This is a genomic window from Pseudomonas sp. SK, from assembly GCF_012975065.1.
Lineage (GTDB): Bacteria > Pseudomonadota > Gammaproteobacteria > Pseudomonadales > Pseudomonadaceae > Aquipseudomonas > Aquipseudomonas anuradhapurensis.
Genome location: NZ_CP051857.1, coordinates 4,051,622 through 4,067,829, shown reverse-complemented (window position 1 = coordinate 4,067,829; position 16,208 = coordinate 4,051,622). Strand labels below are relative to the sequence as shown.

Annotated in this window: 16 protein-coding genes; 11 read left to right on the top strand and 5 right to left on the bottom strand. The window is 64.1% G+C overall.

What is annotated here, in order from left to right; translation table 11 throughout:
• Positions 1–16: 16 nt before the first annotated feature.
• Entirely contained in the window at positions 17–892 is an 876-nt protein-coding gene (locus HG549_RS18700; RefSeq protein WP_170031315.1) for a carboxylate/amino acid/amine transporter, read from the top strand.
• Between the two features lie 78 nt (positions 893–970).
• Positions 971–2,347 (top strand): cytosine permease, encoded by a 1,377-nt coding sequence (locus HG549_RS18695; protein ID WP_170031313.1) that lies wholly within the window; start codon positions 971–973, stop codon positions 2,345–2,347.
• A gap of 45 nt (positions 2,348–2,392) precedes the next feature.
• Here HG549_RS18695 and HG549_RS18690 read toward each other — a convergent pair whose 3' ends face one another.
• The gene (locus tag HG549_RS18690) at positions 2,393–3,694 is read right to left on the bottom strand and encodes a mechanosensitive ion channel family protein (RefSeq protein ID WP_170031311.1); all 1,302 of its coding nucleotides are present in this window, start codon (positions 3,692–3,694) and stop codon (positions 2,393–2,395) included.
• Positions 3,695–3,797: 103 nt separating this feature from the next.
• Between HG549_RS18690 and HG549_RS18685 the strand changes: the two genes are divergently transcribed.
• A complete protein-coding gene (locus HG549_RS18685) occupies positions 3,798–5,159 on the top strand; it encodes a DEAD/DEAH box helicase (protein ID WP_170031309.1) in 1,362 nt (453 codons plus the stop codon).
• Positions 5,160–5,330: 171 nt separating this feature from the next.
• Here the strand turns inward: HG549_RS18685 and HG549_RS18680 are convergent, their stop codons facing one another.
• A complete protein-coding gene (locus HG549_RS18680) occupies positions 5,331–5,603 on the bottom strand; it encodes a hypothetical protein (protein WP_170031307.1) in 273 nt (90 codons plus the stop codon).
• A gap of 231 nt (positions 5,604–5,834) precedes the next feature.
• On the opposite strand from HG549_RS18680, the gene HG549_RS18675 reads away from it, so the two are divergent.
• From HG549_RS18675 to HG549_RS18665, 3 genes are all read left to right on the top strand, one after another.
• A complete protein-coding gene (locus tag HG549_RS18675; protein WP_170031305.1) occupies positions 5,835–6,089 on the top strand; it encodes a BrnA antitoxin family protein in 255 nt (84 codons plus the stop codon).
• Positions 6,090–6,166: 77 nt separating this feature from the next.
• Positions 6,167–6,562: a transcriptional regulator gene (locus HG549_RS18670; RefSeq protein WP_170031303.1), complete on the top strand. Its 396-nt coding sequence runs from the start codon at positions 6,167–6,169 to the stop codon at positions 6,560–6,562.
• A 112-nt stretch (positions 6,563–6,674) separates the two neighbouring features.
• Entirely contained in the window at positions 6,675–7,601 is a 927-nt protein-coding gene (locus HG549_RS18665) for a DMT family transporter (protein WP_170031301.1), read from the top strand.
• A gap of 60 nt (positions 7,602–7,661) precedes the next feature.
• Here the strand turns inward: HG549_RS18665 and HG549_RS18660 are convergent, their stop codons facing one another.
• Positions 7,662–8,831 carry an MFS transporter gene (locus HG549_RS18660; RefSeq protein WP_170031299.1) on the bottom strand — a complete coding sequence of 390 codons (1,170 nt, stop codon included), beginning with the start codon at positions 8,829–8,831 and terminating at the stop codon, positions 7,662–7,664.
• Positions 8,832–8,936: 105 nt separating this feature from the next.
• Here HG549_RS18660 and HG549_RS18655 point away from each other — a divergent pair, with 105 nt between their 5' ends.
• Together HG549_RS18655 and HG549_RS26075 are read left to right on the top strand one after the other, a co-directional pair.
• Complete coding sequence (locus HG549_RS18655) at positions 8,937–9,830, top strand: LysR family transcriptional regulator (RefSeq protein ID WP_170031297.1); 894 nt, start codon at positions 8,937–8,939, stop codon at positions 9,828–9,830.
• A 124-nt stretch (positions 9,831–9,954) separates the two neighbouring features.
• The gene (locus HG549_RS26075) at positions 9,955–10,083 is read left to right on the top strand and encodes a PA1414 family protein (protein WP_009683677.1); all 129 of its coding nucleotides are present in this window, start codon (positions 9,955–9,957) and stop codon (positions 10,081–10,083) included.
• Positions 10,084–10,184: 101 nt separating this feature from the next.
• On the opposite strand, the gene HG549_RS18650 is transcribed toward HG549_RS26075, so the two are convergent.
• Positions 10,185–11,564, bottom strand: a complete 1,380-nt coding sequence (locus HG549_RS18650; protein ID WP_170031295.1) for a sodium:solute symporter — start codon at positions 11,562–11,564, stop codon at positions 10,185–10,187.
• A 189-nt stretch (positions 11,565–11,753) separates the two neighbouring features.
• Entirely contained in the window at positions 11,754–12,704 is a 951-nt protein-coding gene (gene speB / locus HG549_RS18645; protein WP_170031293.1) for an agmatinase, read from the bottom strand.
• A gap of 217 nt (positions 12,705–12,921) precedes the next feature.
• Between speB and HG549_RS18640 the strand changes: the two genes are divergently transcribed.
• From HG549_RS18640 to HG549_RS18630, 3 genes are all read left to right on the top strand, one after another.
• The gene (locus HG549_RS18640; protein ID WP_051099419.1) at positions 12,922–13,815 is read left to right on the top strand and encodes a LysR family transcriptional regulator; all 894 of its coding nucleotides are present in this window, start codon (positions 12,922–12,924) and stop codon (positions 13,813–13,815) included.
• Between the two features lie 139 nt (positions 13,816–13,954).
• Positions 13,955–15,520, top strand: a complete 1,566-nt coding sequence (locus tag HG549_RS18635; protein WP_170031291.1) for a PAS domain-containing methyl-accepting chemotaxis protein — start codon at positions 13,955–13,957, stop codon at positions 15,518–15,520.
• 65 nt (positions 15,521–15,585) lie between these two features.
• Positions 15,586–16,185 (top strand): tRNA-uridine aminocarboxypropyltransferase, encoded by a 600-nt coding sequence (locus HG549_RS18630; RefSeq protein WP_170031289.1) that lies wholly within the window; start codon positions 15,586–15,588, stop codon positions 16,183–16,185.
• Positions 16,186–16,208 lie beyond the last annotated feature (23 nt).

Sequence of the window (16,208 nt, the reverse complement as noted above, 5' to 3'; positions counted from 1 at the left end):
TCCCCGAGAGGCACCCATGGGCTACCTGATTATCGTCGCGCTGATCCAGGCGTTTTCCTTCAGCCTGATCGGCGAGTACCTGGCCGGGCACGTCGACAGCTACTTCGCCGTGCTCGCGCGCGTGGTGCTGGCTGGCCTGGTGTTTCTGCCACTGACCCGCTGGCGCCAGGTCGAACCGCGCTTCATGCGCTCGATGCTGCTGATCGGCGCGCTGCAGTACGGCATTACCTACGTCTGCCTGTACCTCAGCTTCCGCGTTCTCAGCGTGCCGGAGGTGCTGCTGTTCACCATCCTCACGCCATTGCACGTGACCCTGATCGAAGATGCCATGAACCGCCGCTTCAACCCGTGGGCCCTGGTGGCTGCGCTGGTGGCGGTGGCCGGTGCTGCGGTGATCCGTTTCGACACCATCAGCGGCGAGTTCTTCATCGGCTTCCTGCTGCTGCAACTGGCCAACTTCACCTACGCCGCCGGCCAGGTGCTGTATCGCCACCTGGTCGCACGCCACCCCAGCGACCTGCCGCACTACAAGCGCTTTGGCTACTTCTACCTGGGCGCGCTGATGGTGGTGTTGCCAGCCTTCCTGCTGTTCGGCAACGCCCAGCACCTGCCGAGCACCAACGTGCAATGGCTGGTGTTGCTGTTCCTCGGCCTGTGCCCGACAGCGCTGGGGCTGTACTGGTGGAACAAGGGCGCCTGCCTGGTTTCCGGCGCGACGCTGGCGGTGATGAACAACCTGCATGTGCCGGTAGGCTTGCTGCTGAACCTGCTGATCTGGAACCAGCACGAGCCATTGGGCCGGCTGTTGCTCGGCGGGGCGGTGATCTTGGCGTCGGTGTGGATGAGCCGCCTGGGTAGCCTGCCGTTATCGGGCAAGGCATGGCGCAGCTAGCTATGACGCGTTCGTTACTGAACGCGAAAGCCGTCGGTGGCTACCCGATAATCAAAAAAATAAAAGCGGGAGACCGGCGTGAAGTTAGAAACGCGAAGTATCGAATTTGTCCCACACGCTGAGCGTTATGGTACGCCTAAACGATTGTTCACCATCTGGTTCAGCTCCAACTTCCAGATAACCGCCCTGATGGTCGGCACCTTGGGCGTCGCCTCGGGGCTGAGCCTGGGCTGGACCTTGCTCGGCCTGTTGGTCGGCAACCTGATCGGCACCGTGTTCATGGCCGCGCACTCCGCCCAGGGCCCGCACCTGGGCGTGCCACAGATGATCCAGAGCCGGGCCCAGTTCGGCGTCCATGGTGCGGCGCTTCCGCTGTTGGTGATGGTCACCGCCGCAGTCCTGTTCCTCGCCGCAAGCGGCGTGCTGATGCGCAATGCCCTGCAGGCCCTGGTGCCGATGAGCGATGACCAGGCCATCGTGGTGGTCGGGGTACTGACCTTTGTCATCGGCTTTGTCGGCTACGAACTCATCCACCGCCTGGGGGCGTGGATGAGCCTGTTGTCCACGCTGGTGTTTGCCGGCGCCCTGGTGCTGATCCTGCTGCACCCTGGCGACATGGCAACCACGACGGCGGTGAGTACCGGCTTTTCGTTCACCGCGTTCAACCTGATCGTGGCCCAGTCGGCCTCGTGGACGCTGGGCTATGGCCCCTATGTGGCCGACTACTCGCGCTACCTCCCGGCCAACGTCAACCCACGCGCCACGTTCTGGGCCACCTACTGCGGTTGTGCGCTGGGCTCCTTCGCCATGATGGCACTGGGCGCGCTGGTGGCCGTGGAACTGCCCTCGGCCCTGGGCCATGACCCGGCCACAGCCATCGCCGCCTTGTTTGGCCCGTGGGCGCCGTTGGCGCTGGCAGTGATTGCGCTGGGGGTGATCCAGTACAACGTCCTGTGCCTGTACAGCGCCTACATGTCGTCGGTCACGATCTTTGGCGCGTTCAAGACCATCCGCCGCGTGACTGCGACGGCCAAGGCCTTGGTAATGGCTGGCCTGACCGCAGCGGCAACGGTGATCGCCATCGCCACCCAGTACAATTTCGATACGTTCTTTGCCGACATCCTGATCGGTCAGCTGTACCTGCTGATCCCATGGAGCGCGATCAACCTGGTGGATTACTACTGGGTGTGCCGTGGCCACTATGATGTGGGGGCGCTGTATGACGCCAAGGGACGTTACGGCTGCTTCAATCGTCGGAGCCTGGCGGTGTATGCGGTGTCGATCATCGGTACCATCCCGTTCATGAAGCTGTCGTTCTATACGGGCTTTGTGGCTGAGTGGCTGGGGGCGGACATTAGCTGGGCGATGGGCTTGATCCTGGCTGGGGCGTTGTATTGCATGGTCCATGGTCGTGAGAACAAGCCATTGTTGGCAACAAGGAATGCGCTTCCCTGATGCGGCCTTGAAAAGGGCAGGGGCTGCAAAGCAGCCCCGGCACTCTCAAACCTCGTTCATTTCTTCAAGGCGGCGCGGCATTGGCTCTGGCGTCGCACGCCCCGCCAGCCCCACCCGCATATCATTGCCACTCGGCTGCTGATACAAGCTCAGCCCGAACTCCGGCAACACCGCCAGCAGGTAATCGAAGATATCCCCCTGGATCCGCTCGTAATCCGCCCACACCGTGGTCGTGGTAAAGCAGTAAATTTCCAGCGGCACGCCCTCGGCGGTGGTCTGCATCTGCCGCACCATGCAGGTCATGTTCGGGTGCACGTTGGGGTGGTTCTTCAGGTAGGCCAGGGCAAAGGCGCGGAAGGTACCGATATTGGTGAGCTTGCGGCGGTTGGCCGACAGCTCGGCCACCGGCCCCATGGCCTCGTTCCAGCGCTGCAGCTCCTGGCGCTTGCCGGCCAGGTAGTCGGCCAGCAGGTGCACCTGGCTCAGGCGCTGTTCTTCTTCGCGGGTGAGGAAGCGCACCCCGGCGGCATCGATGAACAGGCTGCGCTTGATGCGCCGGCCACCGGACTGCTGCATGCCGCGGTAGTTACGGAACGACTCGCTCATCAGGCGCCAGGTGGGGATGGAGACGATGGTCTTGTCGAAGTTCTGCACCTTCACCGTGTGCAGGGTGATGTCGACCACGTCGCCATCGGCACCGACCTGCGGCATTTCGATCCAGTCACCCACGTGCAGCATGTCGTTGCTGGTCAGCTGCACGCTGGCGACGAACGACAGCAGGGTGTCCTTGTACACCAACAGCAGCACCGCCGACATCGCACCCAGGCCCGACAGCAGCAACAGCGGCGAGCGGTCGATCAGGGTGGCGACGATGACGATGGCGGCGAAGATCCACAGCATCATCTTGGCCAGTTGCACGTAGCCCTTGATCGAGCGGGTGCGGGCGTGTTCGGTGCGGGCGTAGATGTCGAGCAGGGCATCCAGCAGGCACGACAGCGCCAGGGTCATGAACAGCAGGGTGAAGGCCAGGGCGACATTGCCGAGGAAGTGCTGGGCGGTATCGGACAGCTCCGGCACCAGTTTCAGGCCGAACTGCAGCACCAGCGACGGTGTGGTCTGGGCCAGGCGGTGGAAAACCTTGTTGTTGCGCAAGTCGTCCAGCCACCTCAGCGCCGGCTGGCGGGCCAGCAGGCGGGCGCCATGCAGCACCAAAAAGCGCGCCAGGCGGCCGATGACCAGGGAGATCAGCAGCAGCACCGCCAGGCCAATGGCCGCGTGCAGCATCGGATGGCGGTCGAGGGTGCCCCACAGGTCGAGGGAGTCACGCCAGATTCGTTGGATATCCATGGGCTTGCGTACAGTCTTGTTGCCAAACGAAGCGCCATTAGAGCGCGGATGGCAATAAAGTTGCCAAAAGAAATTCGGCTAAGGCGGCAGAAAACGTTACCCTATGCAACTGAATTTCCCGCACTTGCCTGAGGTTACCTCCGTGTTCTCCCAATTCGCCCTGCACGAACGCCTGCTTAAAGCCGTGGCCGAGCTTAACTTTGTCGAGCCAACCCCGGTGCAGGCCGCGGCCATCCCCCTGGCCCTGCAAGGGCGTGACCTGCGCGTGACCGCACAGACCGGCAGCGGAAAGACCGCAGCCTTCGTGCTGCCACTGCTCAACCGCCTGGTCGACCTGCGCGAGCGCCGTGTGGAGATCCGCGCGCTGATCCTGCTGCCGACCCGTGAACTGGCCCAGCAAACCCTCAAGCAGGTGCAGCTGTTCGCGCAGTTCACCTACATCAAGGCCGGCCTGGTCACCGGTGGCGAGGACTTCAAGGAACAAGCCGCCATGCTGCGCAAGGTGCCGGACGTGCTGATCGGTACCCCCGGCCGCCTGCTGGAGCAGCTGAATGCCGGCAACCTCGACCTGTCCCATGTGCAGGTGCTGATCCTCGACGAAGCCGACCGCATGCTCGACATGGGCTTCGCCGAAGACATGGAGCGCCTGTGCAAGGAGTGCGAGAACCGCCAGCAAACTCTGCTGTTCTCGGCCACCACCGGCGGCGCGGCGCTGCGCGACATCATCGGCAAGGTGCTGAAAGACCCGGAGCACCTGATGCTCAACAGCGTCTCGCAGCTGGCCGAAGGCACCCGCCAGCAGATCATCACCGCCGACCACGACCAGCACAAAGAGCAGATCGTGCAGTGGCTGCTGGCCAACGAGACGTTCGACAAGGCGATCATCTTCACCAACACCCGCGCCCTGGCCGACCGCATCTACGGCCACCTGGTGGCCAAGGACGTGAAGGCCTTCGTGCTGCACGGCGAAAAAGACCAGAAGGACCGCAAGCTGGCCCTGGACCGCTTCAAGCAGGGCAGTTCCAAGGTGCTGGTGGCCACCGACGTGGCTGCCCGTGGCCTGGACATCGACGGCCTGGACCTGGTGATCAACTTCGACATGCCGCGCAGCGGTGACGAGTATGTGCACCGCGTGGGCCGTACTGGCCGTGCCGGTGGCGAAGGCCTGGCGATCTCGCTGATCACCCACAACGACTGGAACCTGATGTCGAGCATCGAACGCTACCTCAAGCAGCAGTTCGAGCGCCGGGTGATCAAGGAAGTGAAGGGTACCTACAACGGGCCGAAGAAGGTCAAGGCCTCAGGCAAGGCGGCCGGTAGCAAGAAGAAAAAGGTCGAGAAGAAGTCGGGTGACAAGAAAGCCGCGGCCAAGCGCAAGCCAAGCGCCAAGCCGAAGGCCAATGCGCCGCTGGCCAGTTCCGATGGCCTGGCGCCGTTGAAGAAGCGCAAGGCGGCGGCGGAGTAATCGGCGCCCCTCACAGGCTGATGCGTTCTCTTTGTAGGAGCGGCCTTGCGTCGCGAAAGGGCTGCGCAGCAGCCCCAAGATTCCCGCACTGACGCATCCATCCGGGGGCCGCTTTGCGGCCCTTTCGCGACGCAAGGCCGCTCCTACAGGGCGCACGCCGGCGGCAAGCGGTCAGTCAGCCTTGTTCTCTGCCGCTTTCAGCTCCTTGATCCGCTTGTCGATCAGCTGACACTTGTCGGGCAAGTCCTTGCTCGCCGTTCCCAGCTCCATTCCTTGCAGCTCGTCATTGATCTCCTTGGCCTTCTGCGGGTTCTGCTCGGTCAGCTGGGTAACCAGCCCGGCCAGTTCTTCACGCTTCTGCGTCGCTTCCTCCGGTGCGCAGGCCCAGACGGGCAGGGCGCAGAACAGGGCCGTGGCGCAGGCAATGGGCAGCAGCGGTTTCATCCTTTATACCTCAGGCGTTGGTGATGCCCAGTGGAGGTGTGTGCCTGGCCATTGGTTCAGCGGCTTCGACCGATGGCTATACCCAGCGCTAACCGAGGCTTGCTCGCTGGTTGGTTAGGTTGCTTCCGCTTCAAGCAGTAGTCCTTTTCCCAAAGCGATCTGCGGCCAGTGAATAATTGTCGATTGCTAGTCTCAGCCTCTGCACGCAAAGCCACCAGATGTCCAAACACTATGACCAAAGCATCGAAAACTGATTGGAGTCGCCTGGCCGGCCAGGACGACCGAGCTATTGATACCTCGGATATTCCCGAACTGGATGAAAATTTCTTCCGCGAGGCTGAATTGCGAGTGCCAGCCAAGCAGGCAGTGACCATTCGCCTGGATTCCGATGTCCTCGCCTGGTTCAAGGGGCAGGGTAGCGGCTACCAGACCCGGATCAATCAGTTGTTGCGCCAGTACATGCAGGCGCAGCAACGTCAACGCTGAGATCTTTCGGAACGCTCGGCAGTCACGACGGGTCCCACCCTGTGTACCCCTTCCGTCCACAGCAGGAGCCCATAGCCATGAGCATCGCCTACGACTGGGACCTGATCGAACGCTTGCTGCACGAGGTGCAGAACGGCGCCGGTCACAGCTTCACGCCACGCCCTTATGCCGAGCAGCACGCTGCGGCACTGGCCGCCAAGGGAGAGCCGGTGGGCGACCTGGACCACCTTAAAACCCGTGCCTGCGAATACGAAAAGCTGCTGTTCGAACGTGGCTACATCGAAAGCCGCCCCGAAGAGGATGGCGGCAACGGTGAGAATTTCGTGCTGACCGAGCGCGGTTCGCGGCTGATGAGCCTGATCGACAGCAGCATCCCCGGCTTCGAGCACCCGCGTCAGGTGCTCGACGAGCAGGAGGATGCGCTGGACGAAACCATCTTCGAACAGGTGTCGGCGAAGGCGCAGATTGCCTGAGGTCGTTTTGAGGCTGGCAAGGGCAGCCCTGGAAACCCGATAATCGGTAGCTTCCGAACACTGCCGAGCCCTTGCCCTTGCCCATGCCCATGATTACTCCGAAGGCCCGCCGATGAGCGCGGTCCGCAAGAACCCCGACGCCTTTGCCTTGCAGGTGATGCTGGGGCTGTGCCTGATCTGGGGCTGCCAGCAGGTGCTGATCAAGACCGCCGCTGTCGATATCGCGCCGGTGATGCAGGCGGCGCTGCGCAACGGTATTGCCGCCGTGCTGGTAGGGCTGATGCTGTGCTGGCGCGGCGGTTGGGGCCAACTCGGCGGTACCTGGCGTGCCGGGGTGTTGGCAGGTGGCTTGTTCGGCCTCGAGTTTCTGTTCATTGCCGAGGGGCTGAAGCTGACCTCGGCGGCGCACATGTCGGTGTTTCTCTATACCGCGCCGGTGTTCACCGCCTTGGGCCTGCACTTCCGCCTGCCCAGCGAACGCCTGCGGTTGCTGCAATGGCTGGGCATTCTGCTGGCCTTCGGCGGCATCGCCACGGCATTCGCCGGTGGCATGTCGTTCGAGCAGATGGATGGCCGTACCCTGCTGGGGGATGCCTTTGGCGTGATTGCCGGCCTGGCCTGGGGGGCGACCACCGTGGTGGTGCGCTGCTCGCGGCTGTCGGAAGCGCCCGCCACCCTGACCCTGTTCTACCAACTGGCGGTGGGCTTTGCCGGGCTGCTGCTGATTGCCTTGCTCAGCGGGCAGATCGGTGCGGTGGTATTGACCCCGCTGGCAATCGGCAGCGTGCTGTTCCAGGGCATCGTGGTGTCGTTCATCAGTTACCTGACATGGTTCTGGTTGCTGCGCAAATACCTGGCGTCGAACCTGGCGGTATTTTCGTTCATTACCCCGCTGTTCGGGGTCACCTTTGGCGTGCTGCTGCTGGATGAGCCGTTGAGCATGAACTTCGTGATCGGCGCGTTGATGGTGCTGCTGGGAGTGGTCCTGGTGAGTGCCGAGCCGTGGGTGAAACAGCAACTGCGGCGGCTTGTCGGTTGATTTGCCGCCGTTGCCGGCCTGTTCGCGGATGAAACGAACAGGCCAGTACGGTAACAGCTATCAGGATGTGATCCTGGCCTGGCATGCATTGTCCTGCTGTGCATTACCCGCCAGTTGCACCAGCCCACCGGCCACCACCAGCCCAGCCGCCGCCAGCATCAGCGCGGGTTGCAGCCCGCCACTGTAATGGCTGCTCAGCGCCGCCAGCAGCGGCCCGCTCAACTGCCCCAGGGCAAAGCACGCCGTCAGCAACCCGGCATTGCGCTGTGTCGCGTGCGGCGCCAGCTCTCGCGAACGTTGCATCACCAGTTGCATGCAAGCCAGGAATGGCGCGCCACACAGCACCACGCCCAAGGCCAGCCCGACACCCCCGCCAATCAGGCAGGCCAGCACACCCAACCCTTGCAACCACAGGGTGACGGTCAGCCAGGTCGAAGTACGCCCGCCGCGGCGCAGGCTCACCAGCAGCACACCCAGCGCCGCCGCCAGGCCGAACGCCGGCCAGAACAGGTCGGCCAGCCACTGCCCGTGAAACTGCTGGCTGGCCATTTGCGACAGGAAGGTGGCCGGCAGGATGTAACCCACGCCATACAGGGCATACACCAGCCCCAGGCGGCCGATACCGACACGCCGTTGCCGGCCCTGCTGCACAGGCGGTGCGGGCGCTGCCTGCAGTGCCTGGGGTAGCCAGGGCCTGATCGCCAGCAGCATCAGCAGTGCCGCCACGGCATAGATCAGCCACAGCGCTGCCGACCCCAGCCCCAGCCGATGTGCGAGCAGTGCCAGCAAGCCGGTCAGCGCGATGCCCAGGCCGGGCCCGGCGAATACCAGCGCACCCAGGCTCTGGCGGTTATGGGCATTGGCCAGTTGCTGGCTGAGGCTGGTGATCATCACCAGCACCCAGGCGCTGGCCACGCCCGTACCGAAGCGCAGCAGCAGGTGGCCCCAGAAACCGTCGGCAGCCGACGAGGCCAGTGTCAGTACCACGCACAGCCACAGCCCACCCTGCAGGCGCAGGCGCACCTGGATAGGCGAGCGGGCGAACATCGCATCGAGCGCGCCGAGGAAGTAGCCCAGATAGTTGGCCGCGGCCGCCAGCCCGGCTGCCGTCAGGTCGAACTGACCCTCGGCGATCAGCTGCGGCAGCTGCGGGGTCAGGGCGAAACGGCCAATGCCCATGGCCATCATCAGCGCCACGGCGCTGGCCAGCAGTTGAATGAGTGGCGACATCACAGGTCTCCTGCACGGTGGAAGCGATGACCGGCAGGTTAGGGCGGTTTCATTTTCAATAAAATTGAATAATGATGATCAAGTTGTTCTGTTTTGGAGAATGCCGTGGAATTCAGCCAGCTGCGTATCTTCCAGGCGGTGGCCGAGGAGGGCTCGCTCACCCGCGCCGCAGAGCGCCTGCACCGCGTGCCGTCGAACCTGTCGACGCGCTTACGCCAGCTTGAAGAACACCTGGGCGTCGAGCTGTTCCTGCGTGAACGCCAGCGCCTGCAGCTGTCGCCAGCGGGCAAGGTGCTGCTGGACTACGCCCAGCGTCTGGCCGCCTTGCGCGACGAGGCCCAGGCTGCCGTGCGCGGCGGCCAGCCAGCCGGGGATTTTGTGCTGGGGACCATGTACAGCACGGCGGCGACGCATCTGCCGGGGCTCTTGGCGCGTTATCACCAGGCCTATCCAGCGGTAAACCTGCAGGTGCGTGCGGCGCCCAGTGGCGAGCTGCTGGAGGGCCTGCTCAACCACAGCCTGGACGCCGCGTTGGTGGATGGCCCGCCAAGCCTGGCCGGGCTGGATGGCGTGCCGCTGTGCGACGAGCAACTGGTGCTGATCACCAGCCCCGAGCACCCACCGGTGCACACGGCCCGGGACGTGGCGGGCAAGGCGGTGTTCACCTTCCGCCAGGGCTGTTCGTACCGCATGCGCCTGGAGGCCTGGTATGCCCATGCCCATACGCCGATGGGCCGGGTGATGGAGATCGAGTCGTACCAAAGCATGCTGGCCTGCGTGATCGCCGGTGCGGGGGTGGCGCTGATGGCCCAGTCGATGCTTGATAGCCTGCCCGGGCGTGACCGGGTGCGAGTGCACCGCTTGCAGGCGCCGTTCGATCAGGCGGTCACCTGGTTGATGTGGCGCCAGGGCATGCGCGGGGCGAATTTGCAGGCGTGGATCGACCTGCAACAAAGCGAAACGATTAACCAGTCGTCGGAATGCCCCGTTACGGCTTGATCCGTATCAAAATGGCCCGTATCTGTAGGCACAGAGGCATGCGTTATACAGAACATGGGGCTATGATCTGTATGAAACATCGCAGGATTGAATTGCCGTGAGGCTGACCCGTCAAGGGGGCATTATGAATAAACCACTGTCCAACTGGCTCCACGACCTGGCTGTCGCCTTGGGGCTGATCCCGCCACCCCTGCAGCCGGTACCGATCCCGACTGATGAAGAGCAGCGCAAGCGCCAACCGCGTCGTCGCTGATACAGACAAAGGCCGCTGCACCTGTGCGGGTGCAGCGGCCTTCTTGTATCTGGTCCATGGATAACGCCTGTACCGACGCCAGGGCCGGTACAGGCGGTCGATCAGGCCAGCTTCACCGCCGTCACCGCTTTGCGCGACAGCAGGCTCACCAGCACGAAGCTCACCAGGCCAACCACCAGGCTGTAGTAGATCGGGGTGTTGGCCTCCAGGCCGTCCAGGAACATGAACAGCAACGCGGTGGCAAAGCCCAGCGACATGCTGGCGATGGCCCCGGCGGTGGTCGCGCGCTTCCAGAAGATCGCCCCGATCAGCGGGATCAGCATGCCGCCGACCAGCAGGTTGTAGGCCAGGGTCAGGGCGCTGATCACGTCGTTCACCACCAGCGCGATGCCCAGCACCACCAGGCCGGTGAGCAGGGTGAACAGGCGGCTGACGGCCAGGCTCGATTGTTTGCCGCCACGCAGCTTGGGCAGCAGGTCTTCGGTCAGGGTGGTCGACGCGGCCAGCAGGCCGGCACTCGCGGTGGACATCATCGCCGCCAGCGCCGCTGCCATCAGCAAGCCACGGATGCCATCGGGCAGGGTGGTCTTGATCATTTCGGCAAAGGCGTTGTTCGGGTTGGCCAGGTCGGGCATCAGCACATGCGCGGCCATGCCGATGGTGGCGCAGGCCAGGCCGTACAGCACGCAGTACACACCTGCGGTGGTACCGGCACGCTGGCAGACCTTCTCGTCACGGGCAGTGAATACCCGCTGCCAGATGTCCTGGCCGATGAGGATGCCGAAGAAGTAGATCAGGAAGTAGGTGATGATGGTGTCCCAGCCAATGGTGGTCAGCTGGAAGCTGGCCGCCGGCAGCTTGGCCACCAGGGTATCCCAGCCACCGGCCTTGTACAGGCACACCGGCAGCAGGATGAACATCAGGCCGACGGTCTTGATCACGAACTGCACGATGTCGGTGAGGGTCAGCGACCACATGCCGCCGATGGTCGAGTACAGCACCACCACGCCACCGCCGAGCAGCAGCGAGGCCCAGAACGGCAGGTCCAGCAGCACCTGCAGTACCGTGGCCATGGCCAAGGTCGAGGTCACCCCGATCATCAGTGCATAGGCCAGCATGATCACCGCGCTGGCCTGGCGTGCGGTGGGGTTGTAGCGCTGTTCCAGCACCTGGGTCACGGTGAAGATGCGCAGGCGCAGCAGGGGTTTGGCCAGGAACAGGTTCAGCGCGATGATACCCAGGCCCAGGGCGGCACACAGCCAGAAGCCGGAAATGCCGTGCACATAGCCCAGGCGTACGGTGCCAACGGTGGAGGCGCCACCGAGCACGGTGGTGGCCATGGTACCCATGTACAGCACCGGGCCGAGGTTGCGCCCGGCAACCAGGTAGTCTTCGTGGGTTTTCGCGCGGCGCATGCCATACCAGCCAAGCCCGAGCATGCCGGCGGTGTAGATCATTACAACAATGATGTCCAAGGCCATTGGGGGTCTCCCGATTATCTTTATTATGGCGAGATCGACCACCCGGGCGGGTTCACGGCGCCCGGCGGTCCTGTCGTGTGTTGGCGGGCCTCAGTGGCCCTCCCTCATGGCTCCTGCCGGGGGTGTAGCAACTACTGCGGGCGCTTTTGGTAGGTGCGACACAAGGCCGCTCCTACCAAGGGCCGTCGTTTACCGGCGGACAACGCCCGGTAGCACGCAGAGCATCTCGAACAGCAGGTTGGCACCGAGCAATGAGGTGTTGCCGGTGGTGTCGTAAGGCGGGGAGACTTCGACCAGGTCACAGCCGATCAGGTCCAGGCCGTGGCAGCCGCGAATGATCTCCATCGCCTGGATGGTGGTCAAGCCGCCGATTTCCGGGGTGCCGGTGCCCGGCGCCCAGGCCGGGTCGATGCCATCGATGTCGAACGACAGGTACACCGGGCCGCCGCCGACCTTTTCCCGCACTTCGGCCATCAGCGGTACCAGCGACTGGTGCCAGCACTCTTCGGCCTGGACCACGCGGAAGCCCTGGCGGCGGCTCCAGTTGAAGTCATCGGCGGTGTAGCCCTGGGCGCGCAGGCCGATCTGCACCACGCGCTCGCAATCGAGCAGGCCTTCTTCCACGGCGCGGCGGAAGGTGGTGCCGTGGGCGATCTTTTCGCCGAACATGTGGTCGTTGACGTCGGCGTGGGCATCGATGTGCACCAGGCCGATCTTGCCGTGCTTCTTGTGCAGCGCGCGCAGGATCGGCAGGGTGATGGTGTGGTCGCCGCCCAGGGTCAGCGGGATGATATTGTGCTCGAGGATCTCGTCATACGCTTCTTCGATGATGCGCACGGCGTCCAGCAGGTTGAAGGTGTTGATCGCCACGTCACCGATGTCGGCCACCGACAGCGAGTCGAACGGGGCGGCCCCGGTGGCCATGTTGTACGGGCGGATCATCACCGATTCGGCGCGGATCTGCCGTGGCCCGAAGCGGGTGCCGGAGCGCAGCGAGGTGCCGATGTCCAAGGGTACGCCGATGAACGCGGCGTCCAGGCCTTGGGCAGTTTGCAGGTGGGGAAGGCGAAGCATGGTGGCGATGCCGCCGAAACGCGGCATTTCGTTGCCGCCCAGTGGTTGGTGGAGAATCTTGTCCACGGTGGGCCTCATCAGTCGGTCGATTGTTCTGTTTGTTCGAACCTGTGCCGCCGCACGCCTGTTGGTTGACGGCGGGCAGGGCTATTTCGGCCAAGTCTGCTGAAGGCGCTGCCGGGGAAAAATCGCTGCCGGCAAATACTTAGTTCAGGAATTTCTGAACTGAACGCGTGCACAGCGGTTAGACTGCGCGCAAATACCGTTGTGGAACCGTTGCACCATGGCCTCGACCTTGCCCGACCTGAAACTGCTGCGCATCTTCGTCAGCGTGGTACGCCACCAGGGTTTCGCCAACGCCCAGCGCGAGCTGAACCTGTCGACTTCAGCCATCAGTACCTACATGAGCCAGCTCGAAGGTGCCCTGGGCATCGTGCTGTGCCACCGTGGCCGTGGCGGCTTCAGCCTCACCAGCAAGGGCGAGCTGTTCCACCAGGAAACCCTGCGCCTGTTGGCCGAGCTGGACGGTTTCGAACAGTACGCCGCTGCGCTCAAGGGCGAGTTGCGCGGCACGCTCAACCTTGGCGTGATCGACTCCACGGTCGGTGACCGGGCCTTGCCGCTGGCCGAAGCCATCGGCGCTTATAGCCAGGAACACCCGGCGGTGCACCTGCACCTGTCGGTGTCCAGCCCTTACGAACTGCAACTGGGCGTGCAGGACAACCGCCTGGACCTGGCCATCGGGGCGTTTTCCTCGCGCATGAGCGGGCTGCTGTATCAGCCGCTGTACCGCGAACAGCACTGGTTGTACTGCAGCAGCCGCCACCCGCTGTATGGCGAGCGGCGGATCCCCGAGCAAGTGGTGACCCAGCAACGCATGGTCGGGCGCGGCTACTGGAGCCAGGCCGAGCTGGCCCGGCATGGCTTCAAGCACAGTGCGGCGACGGTGGAAAGCATGGAAGCGCAGCTGATCCTGATTCTGTCCGGCGCCTACATCGGCTACCTGCCCGAACACTATGCCCAGGCCTGGGTCGACAAGGGCGACCTGCGCGTGCTGTCGCCTTCCACCTTCGGTTACCAGGCGCCGTTTTCGTTGATCATCCGCCGTGGGCGCAGCCGTGAACCGCTGATCCAGACCTTCCGCGACCTGTTGAAAAGCCAGCTCAACGTCGGCTGATAGACACGGCGTTGATAACATTCCGTCGGGACGCCTTAAAATTCCTGCAAATGCGGGCCGCTAAACTGATAGCGCTCTGCTACATATCAACTTGCGCTGATGATTTTTCCCTTAAATTATCCTGCAAGGATCGCCCAAGATGCGCATGAATTTGCCCGTCACTGAGCACGAAAGAACCTTCTCCAGCGATCAACGCCTGATATCCACCACCGACCTCAACAGCCGCATCACCTACTGTAACGACGCCTTCGTGGCGATCAGCGGTTTCACCTATGACGAGCTGGTCGGCCAACCGCATAACCTGGTGCGTCACCCGGACATGCCGCCAGCCGTGTTCGGCCATATGTGGGACACCATCAAGCAGGGCAAACCGTGGATGGGCGTGGTCAAGAACCGGGCGAAGAACGGCGATTTCTACTGGGTCAGCGCTTATGTCACGGCGATCTACGAGCAGGGCCGCATCAGTGGCTACGAGTCGGTGCGCTCGGTGCCCACGCGCGAGCAGATCCGCCGCGCCGAAGCGTTGTATGCACGCTTGCGGGCCGGCCGTGCGCCGGTGCCGTGGGCGGCGCGCCTGGGGCATGGGCTGGGCCACGGCTGGCCGTTGATCGGTGCTGGCCTGCTGTCGGCGGCAGGCTACCTGTGGCTGCCGCCTTATGCCGCGCTGGGCGTGCTGATGGCCAGCCTGCTGCTGGCCTGGTACCTGGTGGAGCTGCGCCAGAACCAGGCCATTCGCCGTACCTTGGCCGAACACCCCAAGGCCTTCACCAGCCCGCTGGTGGCGCTGACCTACAGCGACAACCCAGGCCTGCAAGGCCAGCTTGACCTGGCCATCATCAGTGAAGAGGCCCGCCTGCAAACAGCTCTGACCCGCCTGGTCGATGCCGGCGTCGGGGTGAAGTCGCGGGCCGCGCAGTCGGCTGGCCTGTCCGATGCCCAGGCGCAGATGCTCGACCGCCAGCGCAACGAGACCGACCAGTCCGCCACCGCCATCGCGCAGATGGCGGCGACCATCCAGCAGGTCACCCACAACGTGCAGAGCACGGCACACGCCGCCGGCGATGCCGACCAGCTGGCGCAGCAGGGCAGCGAGCTGGCGCTGCAGAGCCTGAAGGCCATGGGCAGCATGAGCGATGCGGTGAATGACATCGGCCAGGCGGTCAATGCCCTGGCCGAACAGACCCAGTCGATTGGCAGCGTGGTCGATGTGATTACCTCGATCGCCGAGCAGACCAACCTGCTGGCGCTCAACGCGGCCATCGAGGCGGCCCGCGCCGGTGAGCAGGGGCGCGGCTTTGCCGTGGTGGCGGACGAAGTGCGCTCACTGGCCCAGCGTACCCGCGCGTCGACCGAGGAGATCCACCAGATCATCGCCTCGTTGCGTGCCGGGGCCGAGCGGGCGGTGAGCACTGCCAGCCGTGGCGAACAGATTTCACGCGACAGCGTGCACAGTGTCGAGGCGGTACAGGCAGCGTTGAGCGGTATTGCCCAGGCGGTCAGCCGGATCACTGGCATGAGCCAGCAGATGGCGACTGCGTCGGAGCAACAGAGCCATGTCGCCGAGGATATCAACCAGCAGATCGTGCGGATTGCCCACCTGTGCGACGAGAGCGCCGGGCAGGCCAGGCAAGGCGCGGAAATCAGCCAGGACCTGGAGCGCATGGCCGAGTACCTGCACAGCCTGGCCGAGCGTTTCAACCGCTGAGCTGGCCGGGGGCCGCTTTGCCGGCCCCGGGTTTGTGGCAAACTGCTCCGGCCAAGGAGAACCCCATGCCCAGACCCCGCTGCGAGCGCTGCCAGCGCCCGCTCGACCATTGCCTCTGCCCACTGATTCCGGCACTCGACAGCCGCACCCGCGTCATCCTGCTGCAGCACCGCAGTGAAACCAACCATGCGCTCAACACCGCCCGCCTGGCTGCCCTGGGCCTGACCAATGCCGAACTGCGGGTCGGCGAAGTGTTCGACGACCTGCCCGCCTTGCTGGCGACGCCCGGCTATCGGCCGGCCCTGTTGTTCCCTGGCGATCAGGCCCGGGTGCTGGCGCCTTACCACCAGGCGCACGACGAACCCTTGCTGTTGATCGTGCCTGACGGCACCTGGCGCAAGGCGCGCAAGCTGTTGTACCTGAACCCGCTGCTGGAGGCGTTGCCGAGGGTGACGCTAGGGGCTGTTGCGCCGTCGCGCTATCGGTTGCGCAAGGCGCCGGAGGCGGGGGCGTTGTCGACCATCGAGGCGGTGGTGGCGGCATTGAATGCACTGGAACAGCCGGCCAGCTTCGATGCGCTGCTGGCGCCGTTCGAGGCATTGATCGAGGGGCAGATCAAGGCCATGGGTGTCGAGACATACCAGCGTAACCACGGCACCGAGTGACGGCCGGGGGCCGCCAAGCGGCC

What these genes read in the sequence shown, in the direction of transcription:
- HG549_RS18700 (WP_170031315.1), top strand. Translation starts at nt 17, where the DNA reads ATGGGCTACCTGATTATCGTCGCGCTGATCCAGGCGTTTTCCTTCAGC.
- HG549_RS18690 (WP_170031311.1), bottom strand. Translation starts at nt 3,694, where the DNA reads ATGGATATCCAACGAATCTGGCGTGACTCCCTCGACCTGTGGGGCACC.
- HG549_RS18685 (WP_170031309.1), top strand. Translation starts at nt 3,798, where the DNA reads ATGCAACTGAATTTCCCGCACTTGCCTGAGGTTACCTCCGTGTTCTCC.
- HG549_RS18680 (WP_170031307.1), bottom strand. Translation starts at nt 5,603, where the DNA reads ATGAAACCGCTGCTGCCCATTGCCTGCGCCACGGCCCTGTTCTGCGCC.
- HG549_RS18675 (WP_170031305.1), top strand. Translation starts at nt 5,835, where the DNA reads ATGACCAAAGCATCGAAAACTGATTGGAGTCGCCTGGCCGGCCAGGAC.
- HG549_RS18670 (WP_170031303.1), top strand. Translation starts at nt 6,167, where the DNA reads ATGAGCATCGCCTACGACTGGGACCTGATCGAACGCTTGCTGCACGAG.
- HG549_RS18665 (WP_170031301.1), top strand. Translation starts at nt 6,675, where the DNA reads ATGAGCGCGGTCCGCAAGAACCCCGACGCCTTTGCCTTGCAGGTGATG.
- HG549_RS18660 (WP_170031299.1), bottom strand. Translation starts at nt 8,831, where the DNA reads ATGTCGCCACTCATTCAACTGCTGGCCAGCGCCGTGGCGCTGATGATG.
- HG549_RS26075 (WP_009683677.1), top strand. Translation starts at nt 9,955, where the DNA reads ATGAATAAACCACTGTCCAACTGGCTCCACGACCTGGCTGTCGCCTTG.
- HG549_RS18650 (WP_170031295.1), bottom strand. Translation starts at nt 11,564, where the DNA reads ATGGCCTTGGACATCATTGTTGTAATGATCTACACCGCCGGCATGCTC.
- HG549_RS18640 (WP_051099419.1), top strand. Translation starts at nt 12,922, where the DNA reads ATGGCCTCGACCTTGCCCGACCTGAAACTGCTGCGCATCTTCGTCAGC.
- HG549_RS18635 (WP_170031291.1), top strand. Translation starts at nt 13,955, where the DNA reads ATGCGCATGAATTTGCCCGTCACTGAGCACGAAAGAACCTTCTCCAGC.
- HG549_RS18630 (WP_170031289.1), top strand. Translation starts at nt 15,586, where the DNA reads ATGCCCAGACCCCGCTGCGAGCGCTGCCAGCGCCCGCTCGACCATTGC.